The sequence below is a fragment of the Bifidobacterium pullorum DSM 20433 genome (assembly GCF_000771405.1).
Classification (GTDB): Bacteria; Actinomycetota; Actinomycetes; order Actinomycetales; family Bifidobacteriaceae; genus Bifidobacterium; species Bifidobacterium pullorum.
This window is the reverse complement of record NZ_JDUI01000003.1, coordinates 125562-144171: the sequence shown is the minus strand read 5'-3', so window position 1 is coordinate 144171 and position 18610 is coordinate 125562. Positions and strand designations below refer to the sequence as shown.

Sequence of the window (18610 nt, the reverse complement as noted above, 5' to 3'; positions counted from 1 at the left end):
AGGCACCGATGGCTCGCAGGGAGAACGATCACGCCGTAACGATGCGGGATGTGGCCGAGGACGCGGGGGTGTCCGTCAAGACGGTGTCGAACGTGGTGAACGACTATCCGTTCATCTCCCAACGCACGCGTGACAAGGTGATGGCCTCGATCAAGAAGCTCGGCTATACGGTGAACGTGACGGCGCGCAACCTGCGCACCGGGCACACGGGGATCATCGGTCTGGCGGTGCCTGATCTGGTCATGCCGTATTTCGCGCAGCTGTCGTCCCTGGTGATCGAGGAGGCCAAGAAACTGGGCATGCGCGTCATCGTCGAACCGACGCTGTATTCGCGCCAGGGGGAGCTGGAGGCGTTGCACGGCACCCAGCAGGCCATGCTCGACGGGCTGATCTTCAGCCCCTTGGAACTCGGACAGGACGATGTGGCCGAGCTGGATGTGGACTATCCGCTGGTGCTGATCGGCGAACGCATCTTCACCGATAAGGTGGACCATGTGGCCACCGAGAACGTCGAGGGCGCCAAGCGCGCGACCAAGTACCTGCTGCAGACCGGGTGCCGGCGGTTGGCTGTGGTCGGCACGCATCCGGGGGAGAAGGTCGGTTCGGCGGCGCTGCGCCTGCAGGGGTATCTCGAGGCGTTGGAGGAGATGGGCATCCCGTTCGACGAGCGCCTTGTGGTGCCGTCGAAGATGTGGCATCGTGACGACGGTCTGCGCGCCATGAACACGTTGCTGGATTCCGGCGTGGTGCCGGATGGCGTGGTGGCGCTCAACGACATGCTCGCCTCCGGCGTGATGCATGCGATCCAGATGCATGGGCTGCGCATCCCCGAGGATATCGCGGTGATCGGCTTCGACAACTCCGACGATTCGCAGTACCTGACTCCGGCGCTGACCACGATCGCGCCGGGATTGGAGGCCGTGGCGCGGCTGTCCGTGCGCGTGCTGCGTGACCGGATCGACGGGGTGTCGCCGTTCGGCGCGCCCGAGGGCACCTCGGTGTTCCGCAAGGTGTCGTCCACGCTGGTGGTGCGCAACTCCACGCGCCCGATCCCCGACGGCGGTTTGCGGCTGTAGGCCGGGGGCGGCGTGAGCCGGCCTTGGCCTGGCCGGGTGCACCGGTCTGTCCTTTTGACGCAGCTTGATGGTGCCGGTGCGCCAAATGGTCTAGTTGGGCTGGCTGAGCTGGCCCTTTTGCGGCAGCCTGGCGGTGTTTGTGCATCAGGTGGTCTAGTTGGGCTGGCTGAACTGATCCTTCTGTGGCAGCCTGATGGTGCTTATGCGCCAAATGGTTCAGTTGGGGTGACCGTGCTGATCCTTTTGCGGCAGCCTGTCGGCGCATGTGCATCAAATGGTCCAGCGGTAGGTTGGAGTGCGGACCTGCCCGAGGCGCAACACGCGGGACGATTTGTTCCAACGATGTAAATCCGCTATATTCAACGTTGTAAACAACGAAACCGATGGATTGATGAGGTTGAAACAATGGCTGTTTACAACAATCCGATCGTGCTTCAGCGTGCGGACCCATGGGTGCTCAAGGTCGACGGCGAATACTACTTCACCGCGTCGGACCCGGAGTACAACGTCATCGCGATCCGCCACGCCTCCGCGATCAACGACCTGCAGAAGGCCCCCGAGACCATCGTGTGGCGCAAGCACGAGTCCGGCCCCCAGAGCAAGTACATCTGGGCTCCGGAGCTCCACCGCGTGAATGGCGCGTGGTACATCTACTATGCCGCCGCCGAACGCGAGTTCGAACCCAACGGCATGCCGACGCATCGCATGTACGTGATCGAGAACACCGACGCCGACCCTACCACCGACAATTGGGTGGAGAAGGGCCAGGTCGTCACCCAGTTCGACACGTTCTCGCTCGACGCCACCACCGAGGTCATCGACGGCGTGCAGTACCTGGTCTGGGCGCAGAAGGATCCCGATATCCCGGGCAACTCCAACCTGTACATCGCCCGGATGGAGAACCCGTGGACGCTGGGCAGCGAGCCGGTCATGCTGACCAAGCCCGAGTACGACTGGGAGTGCATCGATTTCCTGGTCAACGAGGGTCCGGCGTTCCTGTTCCACGACGACAAGATCTACATCACCTACTCGGCCTCCGGCACCGGCGTTCCCTACGCCGTGGGCCTGTTGACCGCCGACCGTGACGCCGATCTGCTCGATCCGAACAGCTGGTCCAAGAGCCCGGTGCCGGTGTTCAAGACCTGCGCCGAGAACGGCCAGTACGGCCCCGGCCACAACTCGTTCACCAAGAGCGAGGACGGCGCCGAGGACCTGATGGTCTATCACTGCCGCAACTACACCGAGATCAAGGGCGACCCGCTGTTCGATCCGAACCGTCACGCCCGCGTCGGCGTGGTGCGCTGGACCGAGGATGGTCCCGACTTCGGTGTGCCCGCCCCCGATGACGTGTGGACGCCGACCTCGACCGAGGTGCTGCCCGCGGACGGCGGCCCGCTCGCCGGCACTCCCGTCAATCACGACTGATGTCGCCGCCGGGCGTCGTCCCGGCGGGGCATCCGCCCCCTCAGGCCTTGTTTTTCAAGGCGTGTCGCACAATTTGTACAACGATGGAAATCGCTGTACAATGCATATTACAACGTTGCAAAAAGCGTTGAGGCTACAGCAGCAGACAACGGTGTTGTAAGGCGCAAAACCGTCCGTTCGGTGGACCGCAAGCCGGTGGGATGGTGATATGGCCTGGCAGCTTCGAGCAGCGTCGATACAGTTCTGGTATCAATCCAGGAGATAAGGAGAAATCCATGAACATGAAGAAAAGCCTCGTCGCCGGCGTGGCGCTGACGATGGTCGCCTCGCTCGGCTTGGCCGGTTGCGGCTCCAACGGCGGTGTCGAGAAGACCGAAGACGGCAAGATCAAGATCACGATGTGGCACGGCTTCTCCGAGGCCGACGGCAAGACCCTCGAAGGCATCGTCGACGACTTCAACAACTCGCAGGACGAGTACTTCATCGATGCCCAGCTGCAGCCGTGGTCGACCATCGGCGAGACCATGGTCACCAAGGTCACCTCGGGCGATGGCCCGGACTTCGTGACCACCGGCGCCGACAACGGCCAGGGCTGGTCGCTGGACGGCACCTTCCAGTGCGTCACCGACTTCTATGACGATCCGGAGAACGAGACCGAGAACTACATCCCGAACGTCGTCGACCAGATCACCTTCGACATCGACGGCTCCGAGGAGAAGTGCGCCGTTCCGATGGGCTACGCGCCGACCGCCGTGTGGTACAACACCGACATGTGGGCTGAGGCCGGCCTGACCGAAGCCGACATCCCGACCACCTGGGACCAGCTGCTTGAGGTCGCCAAGAAGCTGACCAAGTCCGACGGCACGCAGTACGGCATCGCCCTGCCCGATCTGGGCTGGGGCTCCTTCCTCAAGGGCAACGGCAGCGGTGTGTACACCGTGGACGGCGAGGTCTCCATCAACACCCCGGAGAACAAGGCCTTCCTGGAGAAGATGCGTGACTTCTACAAGGGTGGCTACACCATCGCCGGCATGGACGAGACCGCCGCTCGCGAGTCCTTCGAGTCCGGCCAGTCCGCGATGGTGATCGTCGGCCCGTGGGAGGACCAGGCCGCCACCGACAAGGGCATCGCCCACGACCTGTTCCCGGTTCCGGCCGGCGAGGGCACCTACGTCTACCCGGACGGCACCTCCGGCTCCAACACCGGCTCCACCGGCCTGTACTGGTGGGTCACCTCGCAGGTCGGCGATTCCGAGAAGCTGCCCGGCATCTACGAGTTCTTCAAGTTCTACAACAACCATGACAACCAGGTGACCTGGTCGCTCGGCTCCGCCTACCCGCCGAACAACACCACCGTCACCGAGGAGGAGCTCTCCGAGCGTCCGCTGATCGCGAAGATCGCCCAGTACACCGACCAGTCCTTCATCGCCGTGGCCGGCCTGAAGGGTGGCTTCGGCGACATCATCGCCACGATCGACACCCTGACCTCCAACACCACTCGTACCGACGACGACATCCAGACGATGCTCGACGAGGCCGAGACCAAGATCCAGGGCTACCTCGACGAGTACGCCGAGTAATCGCCCCCCGGATACCCCAACATCGCGGTCCGGCCATCCGGATCGCACCTGACACGCAACGGCCGCCGACGGCGCTCCGCCAGCCGCGGCCGTTGCCGTGCCTTATCCCGTTCCATCCAGACAAAGTCGTTTACTGGAGGAGTGCATGACCACCGCATCTTCTAAGGCGAACAAGCACACCGCAGTGGCGCATCAGAACAAGAAGGCCATCGCGCGCCGCAACCTGCGCGTCGGCCTGACGTTCACCGCCCCGGCCCTCATCGTGCTCGCCATCTTCGTCTTCTATCCGGCGATCAAGACGTTCATCACGTCGCTGACCACCGACCGCATCAACCGTTCCGGCAAGTTCGTCGGCTTCCAGAACTACATCGACCTGTTCCAGAGCGACGATTTCTGGACCGATGTCATCAACACGCTCGTCTACGCGGTGCTGTACGCGCCGATCGTCGTCATCGTCGCACTGGCGTTTGCGCTGCTGCTCAACCGCAAGGACCTGAAGTTTGTCGGGTTCTTCCGCACCTGCATGTTCCTGCCGTTCGTCATCTCCCTGACCGTGGCCGCCATCGCCTGGCAGTTCATCCTCTCTCCGTCCCTCGGTCTGGTGCCCTACTGGCTGGACCAGCTGTTCGGCATCGAGGGCCTGAACCTGCTCGGCACCCGCGAGACCGCCATGGCCACCATCGTGTTCATCACGGTGTGGAAGAACTTCGGCTACTTCATGGTCATCTTCCTGGCCGGCCTGCAGGGCATCTCCGCCGAGCTGTATGAGGCCGCCAGCCTCGACGGCGCCAGCGCCTGGCAGAAGTTCCGCTACATCACCCTGCCGGCCCTGCGCCCGACCTTCAACTACGTCGTCATCTTCGGCCTCATCGGTTCGTTCCAGGTCTTCGACCAGGTCTTCATCCTGACCTCCGGCGGCCCGGCCCGCGCCACCGAGACCATCGTGTACCGCATCTACACCGAGGCGTTCGGCAACGGCAAGCTCGGCTACGCGTCCGCGCTGTCGTACGTGCTGCTGATCATGACGCTGATCGTCGGCCTGATCCAGCTGTACACCAACGCCAAGCATGAGAGGGAGGAGATCGCATGAGCTCCGCAACCATTTCCGCTGCGCAGGAGGCCGAGAACAAGCGCATCAACGCCGAGAACGAGCGTCTGCGCCGCAAGGCCACGACCCGCCGCCGCGTCGGTCTGGGCTTCAGCTATCTCGCGCTGATCCTGGTCACCATCCTGATGCTGTTCCCGCTGATCATCGTCGTGCTGGTCTCGTTCACGCCGAACGAGATCACCCAGACCTGGCCGCCGAAGCTGATCCCGAGCGCGTTCACCCTCGACAACTACACCGATCTGTTCGGCCGTCTGCCGATCGGCCGCGAGCTGCTCAACACCATCGTGTTCGCGGGCGCCGTGACCATCATCTCGGTGTTCTTCGACTCGCTGGCCGCCTACGGCCTGTCCCGCGTGGACTTCAAAGGCCGCGGCGTGCTGCTCGGCGTGCTGATCGCCACGATGATGATCCCGGGCATGGCCCTGCTCATCCCCGTCTACAAGCTGCTGGCGGACATGGGCCTGGTCAACAGCTACCTGGGCATCATCATCCCGCGTATGGCCGATGTCGGCGGCATCTTCCTGCTGCGCCAGTTCTTCATCTCGATCCCGAAGGACCTGGATAACGCGGCCCGCATCGACGGCGCCGGCGAGTTCCGCATCTTCGCCCAGATCGTCCTGCCGAACTCGATCCCCGCGATCCTGACGGTCGGCATGTTCAACTTCATGGGCAACTGGAACGACCTGCTCTGGCCGTTGATCATGACCTCCCGTCCGGAGACCCGCACCATCACCGCCGGTCTGGCGATGCTGACGGGTCACGGTTCCTCGGTCACCCCGTACGGCGTCGTGATGGCGGGCGCGCTGATCTCCGCCCTGCCGCTGCTCATCGTGTTCTTCTTCGTCCAGAAGAGGTTCGTCGAGGGCATCGCGATGACCGGTATGAAGTAATCCTCTTCCCTTCCTTCCTCCTTCCGATGCCGTTGGGCCGGTGTCGTCAGCAATGACGGCACCGGCCCAACGGTTTATAGGGTGAGGCAATTCACTGTTTGGGCCTTCGCAAACCGTGAATTGGGGCGGTCGCTACGGCAGCGAATCGGGCGCGCTGGATTCGCGCTCCACCAGCCTGGACGGCACCACCACTTCGGCGAATCCATTGGGCCCCGCCTCTTCGGGCACCCGTCCCTCGATGCGGTCGCAGAGCAGTTCCAGCGACATCCGTGCCACTTCCCGCAGGTTCGGATCCACGGAACTCAGCGAGGGGGAGAGATACTGCGAATCGGTCGAATCGTCGTAGCCGATGACCTTCACGTCCTGGGGCACGCGGATGCCGCGGCGCGCCAGTTCCTGCATCGCGCCCATCGCCAGCAGGTCGTTCATGCAGACGATGCCGTCGGGGCGGATGCCGCCGTCCAGCATCCGGGCCACCGCGTCGGCGCCGTCCGGCTGGTACCAGATGACCGCCGGGATCTCAAGCGCCGGATCGTTGGGCAGTCCCGCGGCGGCCAGCGCCTGCCGGTACCCCTTGAGGCGGTACGGCGACGAGCCGTAGTCCTGCTCCCACTCGTGCACGCCGATGATGGCGATGCGCTGGCATCCGAGTTCGATGAGTCGTGCGGTGGCGTTGCGGAAGCCGGTGGTGTTCTCGGTCAGGACGCGGTCGTAGGTGTCGAGCCGCAGGTGCTCGCCGATGATGACGAGTGGGTAGTCGACGTGGATGTCGGCGGCGTCGCTGGTGTTCAGGTGCAGCGGACTGAAGATCAGACCGTCGGTCAGGGTACTGAACGAGCCGTGGAGCACGTCGAGCTCGGTCTGGCGGTCCACGCCGGAGGGGTTGAAGATGACGTGCTTGCCCCGGGCCCGCGCCTCCTCCATGACATACGCGGAGAGTTCGGCGAAGTAGGGCATCCGCGGGTCGGGGATGGACAGGCCGATGATGTTGCTGTGCCCCTGACGCAGGTTCTTGGCCGTCATGTTGAGCGAGTAGCCGAGTTCGTCGATGGCGGCGAGGACCTTGGCCCGCGTGGAGTCGCGGACGAACGGGTAGTCGTTGACCACATTCGACACGGTTTTGACCGAGACGCCGGCGCGGCGTGCCACGTCGTGCATGGTGACGTGTCGTTGCTGTATCATGGACGTCTCCTCGTCGTGGCGATGATGCGTGGTGTGCGATACCGCTACAGTATACGGTGCGCGGTTGTGATTATGCTGTAGCTTCGCGTTTTTTCAACGTTTATATCGTTGCAGTGATTCTCGCTGCAACGATGGAGAGACGCGTGTCGCATCGTTGAACATCACGAGTGCGTCGTATAATAGTACAACGTTATATCTATCATCGTCCCACCTCGCAGACGGGAGAGCGCCTATGGAAGCACAACCAACCGACCCCTACGGCTACCTGCTCGTTCACTTCCTCGAAGACCCCGACGGCTACGCCGAACGCATCTACATGGATCTGTCGGACGGCGACAATCCGCATCGTTGGATCCCCCTGAACGGCGGCGAGCCGCTCCTGACCTCCACCATCGGCACCACCGGCGTGCGCGACCCGCACATCACCCGCAACCCGGAGACCGGCGTGTGGACCATCGTCGCCACCGACCTGCGCGTCTTCGGCGGCGCCGAAGGCCTCAGCGGACGCGAGATGTCGTCTTGGCACCACTGGTCGCGGCACGGCAGCACCGATCTCATGGTCTGGCAGTCGGACGACCTGATCCACTGGACCGGCCCGCATACGCTCGACGTGGCCCGCCGCCCCGACGGTTCGCGGCTGGAACTTGGCATGGCCTGGGCCTGCGAGAGCCTGTGGGTGCCGGACTACTATCCCGAGGGGCATGACGGCGGCCGCGGCGCCTTCGTCATCTACTGGTCGAGCACCGTCTTCCCCGACGACGACCGCGACCACACCACCGCCGACGTGCGCCCGCAGGTGCTGTGGGGCGTGACCCGCGACTTCACGCAGGACACCTACGAGTACGGCGGCGTGTTCATCGACACCGGCGGCGACTCGATCGACACCACGATGATCCAGCGTCCGTTGCCCGACGGCGGACAGCGGACCTACCGCATCACCAAGGACAACGCGTTCGGCAACGGCATCTGGATGGATTCGACCGACGCCCCGCGCTGGTGGGAGCCGGGGACGCCGTGGACGACCGTGCAGACCCGCATCGGCGCGGAGTACGCGGTCAGCGGCGACCCGGGCGGCGTCGAGGGGCCGGCCGCGTTCGCTTCGCACAGTGCCGACGAATGGTACCTGTTCGTCGACGTGATCCCGGAGATCGGATACCGGCCGCTGGTCACGGACGATCTGGACGCCGGTTGGCGACCGTTGCAGGCGGAGGACTACTACCTCTCGCCGCACACCAAGCATGGCGGCGTGATCGGCCTGACCCGCGCCGACTACGAGCGGGTCAGGGAAGCGTTGCTCTGATACCGGACTCTGACACAATGAGGCGGGGCATCCCGGAGAAGGATGGCCCCGCCTCATCATATGTCGGTATGGACACGGGAATTGTACTGGCACAGCCTCTGATATGCAGGTGCCATATCAGAGGCTGTACGGTACATGGCGACAACCGGCAGCGGCTACTATGATTGCTCGGAATCGTCGTCCGTCTCGCCATCTTCGACTTCGGACCCGTCTCCGGACTCCTCTCCGGCGCCTTCGTTGCCGCTTGTGTTGCCGCTGCCTCCGCAGGATACATCGTTCGGATTGTTCTGGCAGTATTCCAGACGTTCCTGTTCGGCCTGCTCCTGCTGGCGCCGTGCTTCCTCCTCGGCTTGACGCTGGGCCTCCTCTTCGGCCTGGCGCTGGGCCTCCTCTTCGGCCTGGCGCTGTGCCTCTTCCTCGGCCTTTCGCTGCGCCTCCTGCATCTGCTGCAGGGCCTGGGAGCCCAGGCCCCACGAGCCGTCGGGGCCGCCGACCTTGCCGTGGTCCACCGCGTTCGGGAAGGTCTCGTTGTCGGTGCCGGCCAGCGCCTGCGTCATGTACTGCGTGAACAGGTGCACCGGGTAGTCGCTGCCGCCGCTCCATCCGCCGAATGCGGGGACCTCCTGCGGGTTGCCATTCGCATCCGGGTACCACATGGCGAACACGCTGACCACGGACGGGGTGAACCCGACGGCGCTGGCCGCGTAGGAGTCGTTGGCGGTGCCGGTCTTCATGGCCAGGTTATGCCCGACGGCCAGGGCCTCGGTGGCGGTGCCGTTCTGCACGGTGCCGGTCATCGCCTTGGTGACCAGCGCGGTGTCGTTCGCGTCGAACACCTGCGTGGTTTCGGTCGGCGCCTTGTAGATGTCCTCGCCGTCGGTGTTCTTGACGTAGGACACGATGTGGATATTCGGACGGTTGCCCTGGTTGGCGATGGTGGCGTACATGCGCGCCACATCCTTGGTGGTCAGCGCGTTGTTGCCCAGAACCGTGAAGGGGTTAGTGCCGTCCAGCGCGTCGCTTTCGGCGCCCGCCTCCTTGGCTATCTCGGCGATGCGCTGGGTGCCGAGCTTGGCCTGCACATCCATATAGACGGTGTTCAGCGACTGCGCCGTGGCCGTGTACAGGTTCACGTTGCCGTAGCTCATATTGCCGAAGTTGCCGACCGGGTCGGCGATGCCGTCGAACTTGCGCGGCGAGTTGCCGTTGAATACGGTGTCCAGGTTCACGCCCTCCTGGATGGCGCCCAGCAGCGCCATCGGCTTCATGGTGGAGCCGATCTCATACACCGATTGCGTGGCCTGGTTGAGCTGCTTGGACAGGTAGTCCTCGCCCGCGTACACGGAGATGATCGACCCGTCCTTGGCGTTGACGGAGATGCCGCCGAATTCCATGCCGTCGGGGATCACGCCCTGCATCCCGTTCTGCGCGGGGCTGACCACCGAGTACATGAGATCCTGCTTGGATTTGTCGATGGTGGTGACGATGGCGTAGCCGCCGGTGTCCAGCTGTTCGGCGCTGAACGTGCCGTCGCCGGTCAGCTCGTCGCGCACCATCTGCAACAGGTAGCCGTTCGCCCCCTGATAGGAGTTCTGCTGCGTGTACTCGATGGTCTGCGGGAACTGGGCCTCCTGCTGTTCCTGGGCGGTGATGTAGCCGTCCTCCTGCATGATGCGCAGCACGCGCGTGAACCGGGCCTGCGCCTGTTCGGGGTCGACGGCTGGATCCCAGGACGACGGGGAGGGGATGATGCCGGCGATCATGGCCGCCTCCGGCATGGTCAGGTCCTTGGCGTCCTTGCCGAAGTAGGCCTTGGCCGCGGCCTGGATGCCGTAGGTGCCGCGTCCCAGATAGATGGTGTTCATGTAGTTGCACAGGACCTGGTCCTTGTCCTGCGCCTGCGCGATCTTGAGGGCCAGGATGGCTTCGCGCGCCTTGCCGAGGTATGAGGTGGTCTCGCCGAGATAATAGCGCTCGGCGTACTGCTGGGTGATGGTCGAACCGCCCTGCCTGGATCCGGTGGTCAGGTTGTTCCAGAACGCGCGGGCGATGCCGACGAGGTCGATGCCGCGGTTGGTGTAGAACGACCGGTCCTCGGAGGCCACGACGGCCTGCCCCACATAGTCGGGCAGGACCGAGCAGTCGATGATCTCACGGTTCTGCTCCGAGAACGTGCCGATGGGGGTGGTGCCGTCGGCGTAGTACACCGTGGTGTTCTCCGCCACGGCGATCGATTCCGGCTGGGGGATCTCGGTGGTGGCGTACAGATACGCGAACGCGCCGATGCCGAGCGCCAGCAGGGCGCCGATGATGCCCAGCACCCATTTGAGGATGAGGTGCTTGCTTTTGCCCTTCGGCTTCGGGCCCTTCGAGCCGTGCGAACGGTGGATGCCGCCGCCGAAATGGCGTGCGGCCGGCGTGCGTTTGGCGGTACGAGTCTGTGAAACCATAAAGTCCAAGGTAGTAGCCGCCCCTGAGAATCCGCGGCGCTGGAAGCGAAAAACGGCTTATGGACGCGGTTTTTCCGCCGAACCCTCACAAATGGGCGGATGGCTGCGGACTGGCCAAAATCACTGCATGCTGTCTGGGAAAATGGTGGGAATCCGGGATGCTGCGTCATGTCGGTGCGGTGGCTGGGTAAGCTAGGACGGTGATATTGGCAATCACACTATCAAGTGGACAGAGAGGTTTTTGATGAGCATTCGTGTGGCTATCGCCGGCGTGGGCAACTGCGCCTCGTCGTTGGTGCAGGGCGTCGAATACTACAAGGACACGGCCGACGATGAGAAGATCCCCGGTCTGATGCACAACAACTTCGGCGGGTACCGCGTGCGCGACATCGAGTTCGTCACCGCGTTCGACGTCGATGCGCTCAAGGTGGGCAAGGACCTGTCCGAGGCGATCTTCGCCTCGCAAAACAACACGATCAAGTTCTCCGATGTGCCGGATCTGGGCGTGGAGGTGCTGCGCGGCCCGACCTATGACGGTCTGGGCGAGTACTACCGCCAGATGATCGACGAGTCGGACGCCGAGCCGGTCGACGTGGCCGCGGTGCTGCGCGAGAAGCAGGTCGACGTACTCGTCTCGTACCTGCCGGTCGGCTCCGAGCAGGCCGATAAGGCGTACGCCCAGGCCGCGATGGATGCGGGCTGCGCGTTCGTCAACTGCCTGCCGGTGTTCATCGCCTCCGACCCGGAGTGGGCGCAGAAGTTCCGCGACGCGGGCGTGCCGATCGTCGGCGACGATATCAAGAGCCAGGTCGGCGCCACGATCACCCACCGCGTGATGGCCCGTCTGTTCGAGGACCGCGGCGTGCGCCTGGACCGCACCTACCAGCTCAATGTGGGTGGCAACATGGACTTCATGAACATGCTGCAGCGTTCGCGCCTGGAGTCCAAGAAGATCTCGAAGACCCGCGCCGTGACCTCGGTGGTGCCGCATGAGATGGACGATTACAACGTGCATATCGGCCCGTCCGACTATGTGGCTTGGTTGGATGACCGCAAGTTCGCGTTCGTGCGTTTGGAGGGCACCACGTTCGGCGATGTGCCGCTGAACCTGGAGTACAAGCTGGAGGTGTGGGATTCCCCGAACTCCGCCGGCATCGTCATCGACGCCGTGCGCGCCGCCAAGATCGCGCTCGACCGCGGTCTGGCCGGCCCGGTGCTGGCCCCGAGCTCGTACTTCATGAAGTCCCCGGCCGTGCAGCATGAGGACAATGAGGCGCGTGAGCTGGTCGAACGGTTCATCGCCGGCGAGGTCGAGGCCGACGAGGCCCAGCTCGACGCCGACGTGGCCGCCGCCAAGGCCGCCGGCAAGGATGTCTGGCGCGCCTGAGCCGTTAGCGGCCAATAGCATGTGACGCCTGCCGAGGATGTCGTCCTCGCAGGCGTCACGTCATATTGGCCCTGTGCAAAAGGTGGTGCAACCGGGCCGGTTGGCGCCACGTTTTCAACGGTTGCCTAGGTTGCCCTGTGCAAAAGGTGGTGCAACCGGGCCGGTTGGCGCCACGTTTTCAACGGTTGCCTAGGTTGCCCTGTGCAAAAGGTGGTGCAACCGGGCCGGTTGGCGCCACGTTTTCAACGGTTGCCTAGGTTGCCCTGTGCAAAAGGTGGTGCAACCGGGCCGGTTGGCGCCACGTTTTCAACGGTTGCCTAGGTTGCCCTGTGCAAAAGGTGGTGCAACCGGGCCGGTTGGCGCCACGTTTTCAACGGTTGCCTAGGTTGCCCTGTGCAAAAGGTGGTGCAACCGGGCCGGTTGGCGCCACGTTTTCAACGGTTGCCTAGGTTGCCCTGTGCAAAAGGTGGCGCAACCGGGCCGGCTAGCGCAACGTTTTCAACAGGGCCACCAGGTCAACTGTTGAAAACGTTGCGGTAATGGCCGGATTCGCGCACCATATTCAACAGTTGAATCCGGTGCCTACTTGCCGAGCAGGGGGTGGATCTGCTCCTCATAGGCGGTCAGCGCGGTATCGATGACCTGGTGCATGTCGTAGTACTTGTAGGTGCCCAGACGGCCGCCGAACACGGTGTTCGGCACGGTCTTCTCGAGCTCCACGTACTTGGCGTACAGTTCCTTGTCCGCCTCGGTGTTGATCGGGTAGTACGGCTCGTCGCCGCGCTCGGCGAACCGGCTGTACTCCTCCCAGACCACGGTGCGCTCATGGTTCTGCGAATCATGGCGCTCCGGGTTGAAGTTCTTGAACTCGATCGCGCGCGTGTACGGCACGTCCGCATCGGAGAAGTTCATCACCGGGCAGCCGAAATGGTCATCCTCGTCATAGCGGACCTCCTTGAAGTCCACCGTGCGCCATTTGAGGTCGCCCAGCTCGTAGTCGAAATACCGGTCCACCGGACCCGTGTACACCACCGGCACGCCGGCCGCGTTCAGCGCGGTCTTGTTGTACGGCTGCGATTCGTCGAAGAAGTCCACTCCCAGCTCCACGGTGATGCGCGGATCGTCGATCATCCGCTCGAACCAGGCCGTGTACCCGTCCTTCGGCAGGCCCTCCCAAGTGTCCTTGAAATACCGGTTGTCGTAGTTGAAGCGCACCGGCAGGCGGTTGATGATCGAGGCGGGCAACTGCTCCGGATCGGTCTGCCACTGCTTGGCCGTGTAGTTCTTGATGAACGCCTCATACAACGGGCGCCCGATCAGCGAGATGCCCTTGTCGTTGAGGTTCTCCGGATCCTTGCCAGCCAGCTCGCCGGCCTGCTCGGCGATCAGGGCCTTGGCCTCGGCCGGCGTGTAGTGCGCGCGGAAGAACTGGTTGATCGTGCCCAGATTCGTGGGCAGCGGATACACCTCGCCGTTATGCGTGGCGTACACGCGATGCACGTAATCGGTGAATTCGGTGAAGCGGTTGACGTAGTCCCACACGCGCTGGTTCGACGTGTGGAACAGGTGCGCGCCATACTTGTGGATCTCCGCGCCCGTCTCCTCGTCGAAGTACGAATACGCGTTGCCACCGATGTGATCGCGCACGTCGATGATGTGCACGCGCGCGCCGGCCTTCTCCACCGCCTGCTGTGCCACAGTCAGTCCGAACAGGCCGGCGCCGACCACCACCAGATCCGGATATGTCACATCCCCAGCCATCATCACTCCTTGTCGTTGGGCTGCTTCGGTCGTTCGTCTTATCGGCGGGGTCCGCTCGCGCGGACGGTCCGTGCCGATGAGCGTCGATTCCATGCTACCCGTGCCCCTGCCGTTACCCCTTTGGCCGGAGCTCACCCCCGTTCCCGGAGGGTGTCGCATTCCCGGGGAACCCGCGCGATTTGCGGTGGTCCCCGGATGGTGTACACTGGTGCAAGCCTCCATGTGGCGTTACGTCACCCAACTCCCCCAGGGCAGGAATGCAGCAAGGGTAAGTGGCCTCTGACGGGTGCGTGGAGGTTTTTCTTTTGTCCGCGGTGTTGTGGGGGTTCGCCGCAGGGAACGGTAGATATCTACGCTGTCGGGAGTCATCTCGTAGAGTCGTGGGTATGACAGACGAACAGCACATGAATCCCGCGGTGGCGGATGACGCCTCCGAGTCCGCGCAGATCGAGCGTGGCCTGGCGCAGCTTGACCCCTTGACGGTCCGGCCGAGGCCATCGAGCCGCGTGCTGTGCGTGGTGTTCGCGTTGCTGCTGGCAGGTGCGGCCGCCGGTGTGTGGTGGCTGGGCGTGTGCACTGAGGACGGGCAGGCCTATGACGATATGGTCTGGGCCAATCTGGCGGATCGGCTGCCTGCGTGGTTGGGGCCGGTGGTCAGCGTGTTTACCGTTTCGCTGGTGGTGCAGATCGTCAGTGCCGTGCTGGCCGTGGGATCGTTGGTTGTGGCGGGCGTGCGTCGCCGGTGGTGGCTGCTGGGGCAGTCGGCGGTGTTCGCCGTGCTGTGTTTCGCCTCGTCGCTGCTGAAAGCTCATCTGCCGCGCCCGTTCATCATTCATGTGGAGGCGCCGGAGGCCAATTCGGCGCCTTCGGGGCATACGATTCTTGCCGCGGCAGCGGGCATCGCGCTGCTGTGCGTGGTGCCGCGCGTGTGCCGCGCCGCGGTGGCGGCTGTCGGCGCCGTGTATGCGCTGCTGGTGGGGATTTCGGTGATGGTCGGGAAATGGCACCGTCCGACGGATGTGGTGATGGCGATCTGCATCGCGGGGGCGATGGCGATGCTGACGCTGGCGTTCACCCGGACGTCCGGTATGGATGAGCCCGGCAAACGGGCGTCCTCGGCGAGCATCCAGATCGTCGGCACGGTGATGATCACCGGCGGGCTGCTGCTGACCGCGTATGCCGCGTACGTGCTTTGGCAGGTCGTTCCGGGATTGGAGCTGCGTGCCGAGTGGTGCGTGGACGGTGCCTGCGTGTCCGCGGTCGTCGCGGTGACGGGCGTGGCGCTGTTGGTGTTCGGGTTGACGTTGGCGATGCGGCAGATCACCGCGGCGCCGCTGACCCGGATCGGACTGGTCGGCGGCCCGCCTTCGCCGCCGCGCCGGTGAGCCGTCGGCACACTGCCGATTTGCCGATAGTTGTCCGGACATGGGTAAGATGACGTGCAAACGCAAGTCGTAAGGAGAAGACATGGGTAACGGCACCAAGCTCGTCATAGTGGAGTCTCCCACCAAAGCCAGGAAGATCGGGGGATATCTTGGCAACGGCTACACCGTCATGGCGTCGGTGGGCCATATTCGAGACCTTGCGCAGCCCAGTCAGGTTCCCGCTGCGGACAAGGCCAAGTTCGGCAAGTTCGGCGTCGATGTGGACGACGGGTTCAAGCCGTATTACATCGTGGGCAGCGAGAAGAAGAAAACCGTCACCGAGCTCAAGGCCGCGTTGAAGAACGCCGACGAACTCTACCTCGCCACCGATGAGGACCGCGAGGGTGAGGCGATCGCCTGGCATCTGGTGGAGACCTTGAAACCGAAGGTGCCGGTCAAGCGCATGGTGTTCCACGAGATCACCCCGGAGGCCATCAGGGCCTCGCTGGACAAGACGCGCGACGTCGACGCCCATATGGTGGACGCCCAGGAGACCCGCCGTGTGCTGGACCGCCTCTACGGGTACGAGCTGTCCCCGGTGCTGTGGCGCAAGGTCGGCCCTGGCCTGTCCGCCGGCCGCGTGCAGTCCGTGGCCACGCGTCTGATTGTGGAACGCGAGCGGGAGCGTATGGCGTTCGTCCGCGCATCCTACTGGGATGTCGTCGCCACGCTGTGCGCGCTGGATGCCGAGGGCGAGGAAAGCCGCTTCGCCTCGCGCATGGTGTCGCTGGATGGCAAGAGGCTTGCCGGTTCCAAGGACTTCGGTTCGGACGGCAAGCTGACCCCGGACGGTTTCGCCGGCAATGTCCGCCAGCTGGATGAGGCGCAGGCCACGGCAGTGGCCACGGCGCTCGAATCGGCCGCGTTCACCGTCGTGTCGATGGAGACCAAGCCGTATCGTCGGCGTCCCCAGCCCCCGTTCACCACGTCCACCCTGCAGCAGGCCGCCGGCAACCGTCTGGGCATGAGCTCGCGTCAGACCATGCGCGCCGCGCAGGGGTTGTATGAGAACGGCTACATCACCTACATGCGTACCGATTCGGTCACCCTTTCGCAGGAGGCGATCGAGGCGGCGCGCAACGCCGTCGAATTCCACTTCGGCAAGGCGTACCTTTCCGACGGGCCCAAGCAGTACGCCACCCGGTCCGCCGGCGCGCAGGAGGCGCACGAGTGCATCCGCCCCGCAGGCGCGCAGTTCCGTGACCCGCAGGAGCTCGCCACCAAGGTGCCTGCCGACCAGCTCAAGTTGTACACGTTGATCTGGCAGCGCACGCTCGCCTCGCAGATGGCCGACGCCACCGGTTCGACCGCCACCGTGCGCCTGTCCGCGCAGGCCGGCACCTACGGCGAGGCCGTGTTCCAGTCGTCCGGCACCGTCATCGAATTCCCTGGTTTTATGAAGGCCACCGGCACCAGGTCCGCGGAAACCGCGCAGACCACGCAGTCGGATCGCGCATCGAAACCGGCGGATGCCGATGAGAACGCGTCGCTGCCGCCCCTGAAGCCGGGCGACGCGCTGAGCGCGGCCGACGTTCAGGCGGATGGGCACGAGACGCAGCCTCCGGCACGGTACACCGAGGCGTCCCTGGTGCGGACGCTGGAGGCCAAGGAGATCGGTCGTCCGTCCACCTATGCCAGCATCATCTCCACGATCATCGACCGTGGATATGTGTACGAGCGGGGCCGTGCGCTGATTCCCTCGTGGCTGGCGTTCGCGGTCACCAAACTGCTGGAGACCAAGTTCCCCAAGTACGTGGACTACCAGTTCACCGCCGACATGGAGAACGGGCTGGATCAGATCGCGCATGGCAAGGAATCCGGCCGCGACTGGCTGACCCGCTTCTACTTCGGGTCGGGGGATGGCGCCGCGGCGAATGCGGACGAGGCCCATGCCGGTCTGCAGCAGCAGGTCGCGCAGCTGGGGGAAATCGACGCCCGGGCCATCAACACCATCGAGATCGGCGATGGCCTGCATGTGCGTGTGGGCCGGTACGGCCCGTACCTCGAGGACATGAACCATCTCGACGATCAGGGCAACCCGAAGCGCGCATCGCTGCCGGATACGATCGCCCCCGACGAGTTGACCGTCGAGGTCGGCCATGAACTGATCGAGAAGAACGCGGGCGGCCCGCGTGAACTGGGCAAGGATCCTGCCACCGGCGGCACCGTGGAGGTACGCAGCGGGCGTTTCGGTCCTTATGTGGCACTGATCGCGCCGGAACAGCCGGCGACCGCCGCCGAGGAGGACGAGGGGGCGAAACCCGCGAAACGTGGCACCCGCAAGGCCGCCGCGGCACCGCGCCCGAAGATGGCGTCGCTGTTCAAGACGATGACCCCCGAGACCCTGACGCTCGAGGACGCGCTGAAACTGCTGAGCCTGCCGCGCGAGGTCGGCACGCTCGAGGAGGCCAACGCCGAGACCGGCGAGCTCTCGCAGGCGGTCATCACCGCGAATAACGGACGATACGGCCCGTATCTGACCAAAACCGGCGCGGACGGCAAAACCGAGACGCGCTCCCTGGGCAGTGAGGACGAGATCTTCACCGTCGACTTGGAGAAGGCCAAGGAACTGTTCGCCCAGCCGAAGTATGGCCGCGGTCGTGGTCGCGGCGCAGCCAAGCCGCCGCTGCGCGAGCTGGGCCCGGACCCGGAGACCGGCAAGCCTGTGACCATCAAGGACGGCTTCTACGGTGCCTACATCACCGATGGCGAGACGAACCGCACGCTGCCCAAGCAGTACACGCCCGAGTCGATCGAACCGGCCGAGGCGTTCCGCCTGCTCGCCGAGAAACGCGCCGCCGGGCCGGCCAAGCGTCGGACCCGCCGCACGACGTCGTCCAAGTCGACCAAATCATCCACAGCCAAGAAGACCGCGACCCGCAAGACGACGGCGAAGAAGTCCACGGCGGCCAAGACCAAGGCCGAGTAACCCGTCCCCGGCCGCTGACGCGAGGACACCCGGCCTTGGACTTACGGGAGTGTTGCGCGAACCGCGGTGTGTAGGCTTGGTGGAACCGCATGAAAGGG

General features: G+C 64.3%; 12 protein-coding genes and 1 other RNA gene. 10 read left to right on the top strand and 3 right to left on the bottom strand.

Features of this window, described 5'->3' with window-relative positions; translation table 11 throughout:
- Nucleotides 1-8: 8 nt before the first annotated feature.
- The 5 genes from OU11_RS03055 (at nt 9) to OU11_RS03035 (ending at nt 6079) form a co-directional block, all read left to right on the top strand.
- Nucleotides 9-1076, top strand: coding sequence for a LacI family DNA-binding transcriptional regulator (locus OU11_RS03055; RefSeq protein ID WP_033514421.1), 1068 nt, complete (start codon nt 9-11; stop codon nt 1074-1076).
- Between the two features lie 405 nt (nt 1077-1481).
- Complete coding sequence (locus tag OU11_RS03050) at nt 1482-2501, top strand: glycoside hydrolase family 43 protein (protein ID WP_033514420.1); 1020 nt, start codon at nt 1482-1484, stop codon at nt 2499-2501.
- A 275-nt stretch (nt 2502-2776) separates the two neighbouring features.
- Entirely contained in the window at nt 2777-4081 is a 1305-nt protein-coding gene (locus OU11_RS03045; protein ID WP_033514418.1) for an ABC transporter substrate-binding protein, read from the top strand.
- A gap of 145 nt (nt 4082-4226) precedes the next feature.
- Complete coding sequence (locus tag OU11_RS03040) at nt 4227-5171, top strand: carbohydrate ABC transporter permease (RefSeq protein WP_033507896.1); 945 nt, start codon at nt 4227-4229, stop codon at nt 5169-5171.
- Entirely contained in the window at nt 5168-6079 is a 912-nt protein-coding gene (locus OU11_RS03035) for a carbohydrate ABC transporter permease (protein ID WP_033514417.1), read from the top strand. Before OU11_RS03040 ends, OU11_RS03035 begins: the two co-directional genes overlap by 4 nt.
- 132 nt (nt 6080-6211) lie before the next feature.
- Here the strand turns inward: OU11_RS03035 and OU11_RS03030 are convergent, their stop codons facing one another.
- On the bottom strand, nt 6212-7261 hold the full coding sequence (locus OU11_RS03030; RefSeq protein ID WP_033514416.1) for a LacI family DNA-binding transcriptional regulator: 1050 nt from the start codon (nt 7259-7261) through the stop codon (nt 6212-6214).
- Between the two features lie 232 nt (nt 7262-7493).
- Here OU11_RS03030 and OU11_RS03025 point away from each other — a divergent pair, with 232 nt between their 5' ends.
- On the top strand, nt 7494-8561 hold the full coding sequence (locus OU11_RS03025) for a glycoside hydrolase family 43 protein (RefSeq protein ID WP_033514415.1): 1068 nt from the start codon (nt 7494-7496) through the stop codon (nt 8559-8561).
- Between the two features lie 158 nt (nt 8562-8719).
- On the opposite strand, the gene OU11_RS03020 is transcribed toward OU11_RS03025, so the two are convergent.
- On the bottom strand, nt 8720-11011 hold the full coding sequence (locus OU11_RS03020; protein ID WP_052122578.1) for a transglycosylase domain-containing protein: 2292 nt from the start codon (nt 11009-11011) through the stop codon (nt 8720-8722).
- Nucleotides 11012-11255: 244 nt separating this feature from the next.
- Between OU11_RS03020 and OU11_RS03015 the strand changes: the two genes are divergently transcribed.
- Entirely contained in the window at nt 11256-12398 is a 1143-nt protein-coding gene (locus OU11_RS03015; protein WP_033514414.1) for an inositol-3-phosphate synthase, read from the top strand.
- A 582-nt stretch (nt 12399-12980) separates the two neighbouring features.
- Here the strand turns inward: OU11_RS03015 and glf are convergent.
- Nucleotides 12981-14159, bottom strand: a complete 1179-nt coding sequence (glf, locus tag OU11_RS03010; protein ID WP_033514483.1) for a UDP-galactopyranose mutase — start codon at nt 14157-14159, stop codon at nt 12981-12983.
- Nucleotides 14160-14368: 209 nt separating this feature from the next.
- Here glf and ffs point away from each other — a divergent pair.
- From ffs to topA, 3 genes are all read left to right on the top strand, one after another.
- Nucleotides 14369-14465: signal recognition particle sRNA small type (gene ffs / locus OU11_RS08930), an RNA gene on the top strand.
- Between the two features lie 80 nt (nt 14466-14545).
- Nucleotides 14546-15544, top strand: coding sequence for a phosphatase PAP2 family protein (locus OU11_RS03005; protein ID WP_081963413.1), 999 nt, complete (start codon nt 14546-14548; stop codon nt 15542-15544).
- Nucleotides 15545-15626: 82 nt separating this feature from the next.
- The gene (gene topA, locus OU11_RS03000; RefSeq protein ID WP_033514412.1) at nt 15627-18512 is read left to right on the top strand and encodes a type I DNA topoisomerase; all 2886 of its coding nucleotides are present in this window, start codon (nt 15627-15629) and stop codon (nt 18510-18512) included.
- The last annotated feature ends 98 nt before the right edge of the window (nt 18513-18610 follow it).

What these genes read in the sequence shown, in the direction of transcription:
- OU11_RS03025 (WP_033514415.1), top strand. Translation starts at nt 7,494, where the DNA reads ATGGAAGCACAACCAACCGACCCCTACGGCTACCTGCTCGTTCACTTC.
- glf (WP_033514483.1), bottom strand. Translation starts at nt 14,159, where the DNA reads ATGGCTGGGGATGTGACATATCCGGATCTGGTGGTGGTCGGCGCCGGC.
- OU11_RS03035 (WP_033514417.1), top strand. Translation starts at nt 5,168, where the DNA reads ATGAGCTCCGCAACCATTTCCGCTGCGCAGGAGGCCGAGAACAAGCGC.
- OU11_RS03055 (WP_033514421.1), top strand. Translation starts at nt 9, where the DNA reads ATGGCTCGCAGGGAGAACGATCACGCCGTAACGATGCGGGATGTGGCC.
- OU11_RS03030 (WP_033514416.1), bottom strand. Translation starts at nt 7,261, where the DNA reads ATGATACAGCAACGACACGTCACCATGCACGACGTGGCACGCCGCGCC.
- OU11_RS03050 (WP_033514420.1), top strand. Translation starts at nt 1,482, where the DNA reads ATGGCTGTTTACAACAATCCGATCGTGCTTCAGCGTGCGGACCCATGG.
- OU11_RS03040 (WP_033507896.1), top strand. Translation starts at nt 4,227, where the DNA reads ATGACCACCGCATCTTCTAAGGCGAACAAGCACACCGCAGTGGCGCAT.
- OU11_RS03005 (WP_081963413.1), top strand. Translation starts at nt 14,546, where the DNA reads ATGACAGACGAACAGCACATGAATCCCGCGGTGGCGGATGACGCCTCC.
- OU11_RS03015 (WP_033514414.1), top strand. Translation starts at nt 11,256, where the DNA reads ATGAGCATTCGTGTGGCTATCGCCGGCGTGGGCAACTGCGCCTCGTCG.
- topA (WP_033514412.1), top strand. Translation starts at nt 15,627, where the DNA reads ATGGGTAACGGCACCAAGCTCGTCATAGTGGAGTCTCCCACCAAAGCC.
- OU11_RS03020 (WP_052122578.1), bottom strand. Translation starts at nt 11,011, where the DNA reads ATGGTTTCACAGACTCGTACCGCCAAACGCACGCCGGCCGCACGCCAT.
- OU11_RS03045 (WP_033514418.1), top strand. Translation starts at nt 2,777, where the DNA reads ATGAACATGAAGAAAAGCCTCGTCGCCGGCGTGGCGCTGACGATGGTC.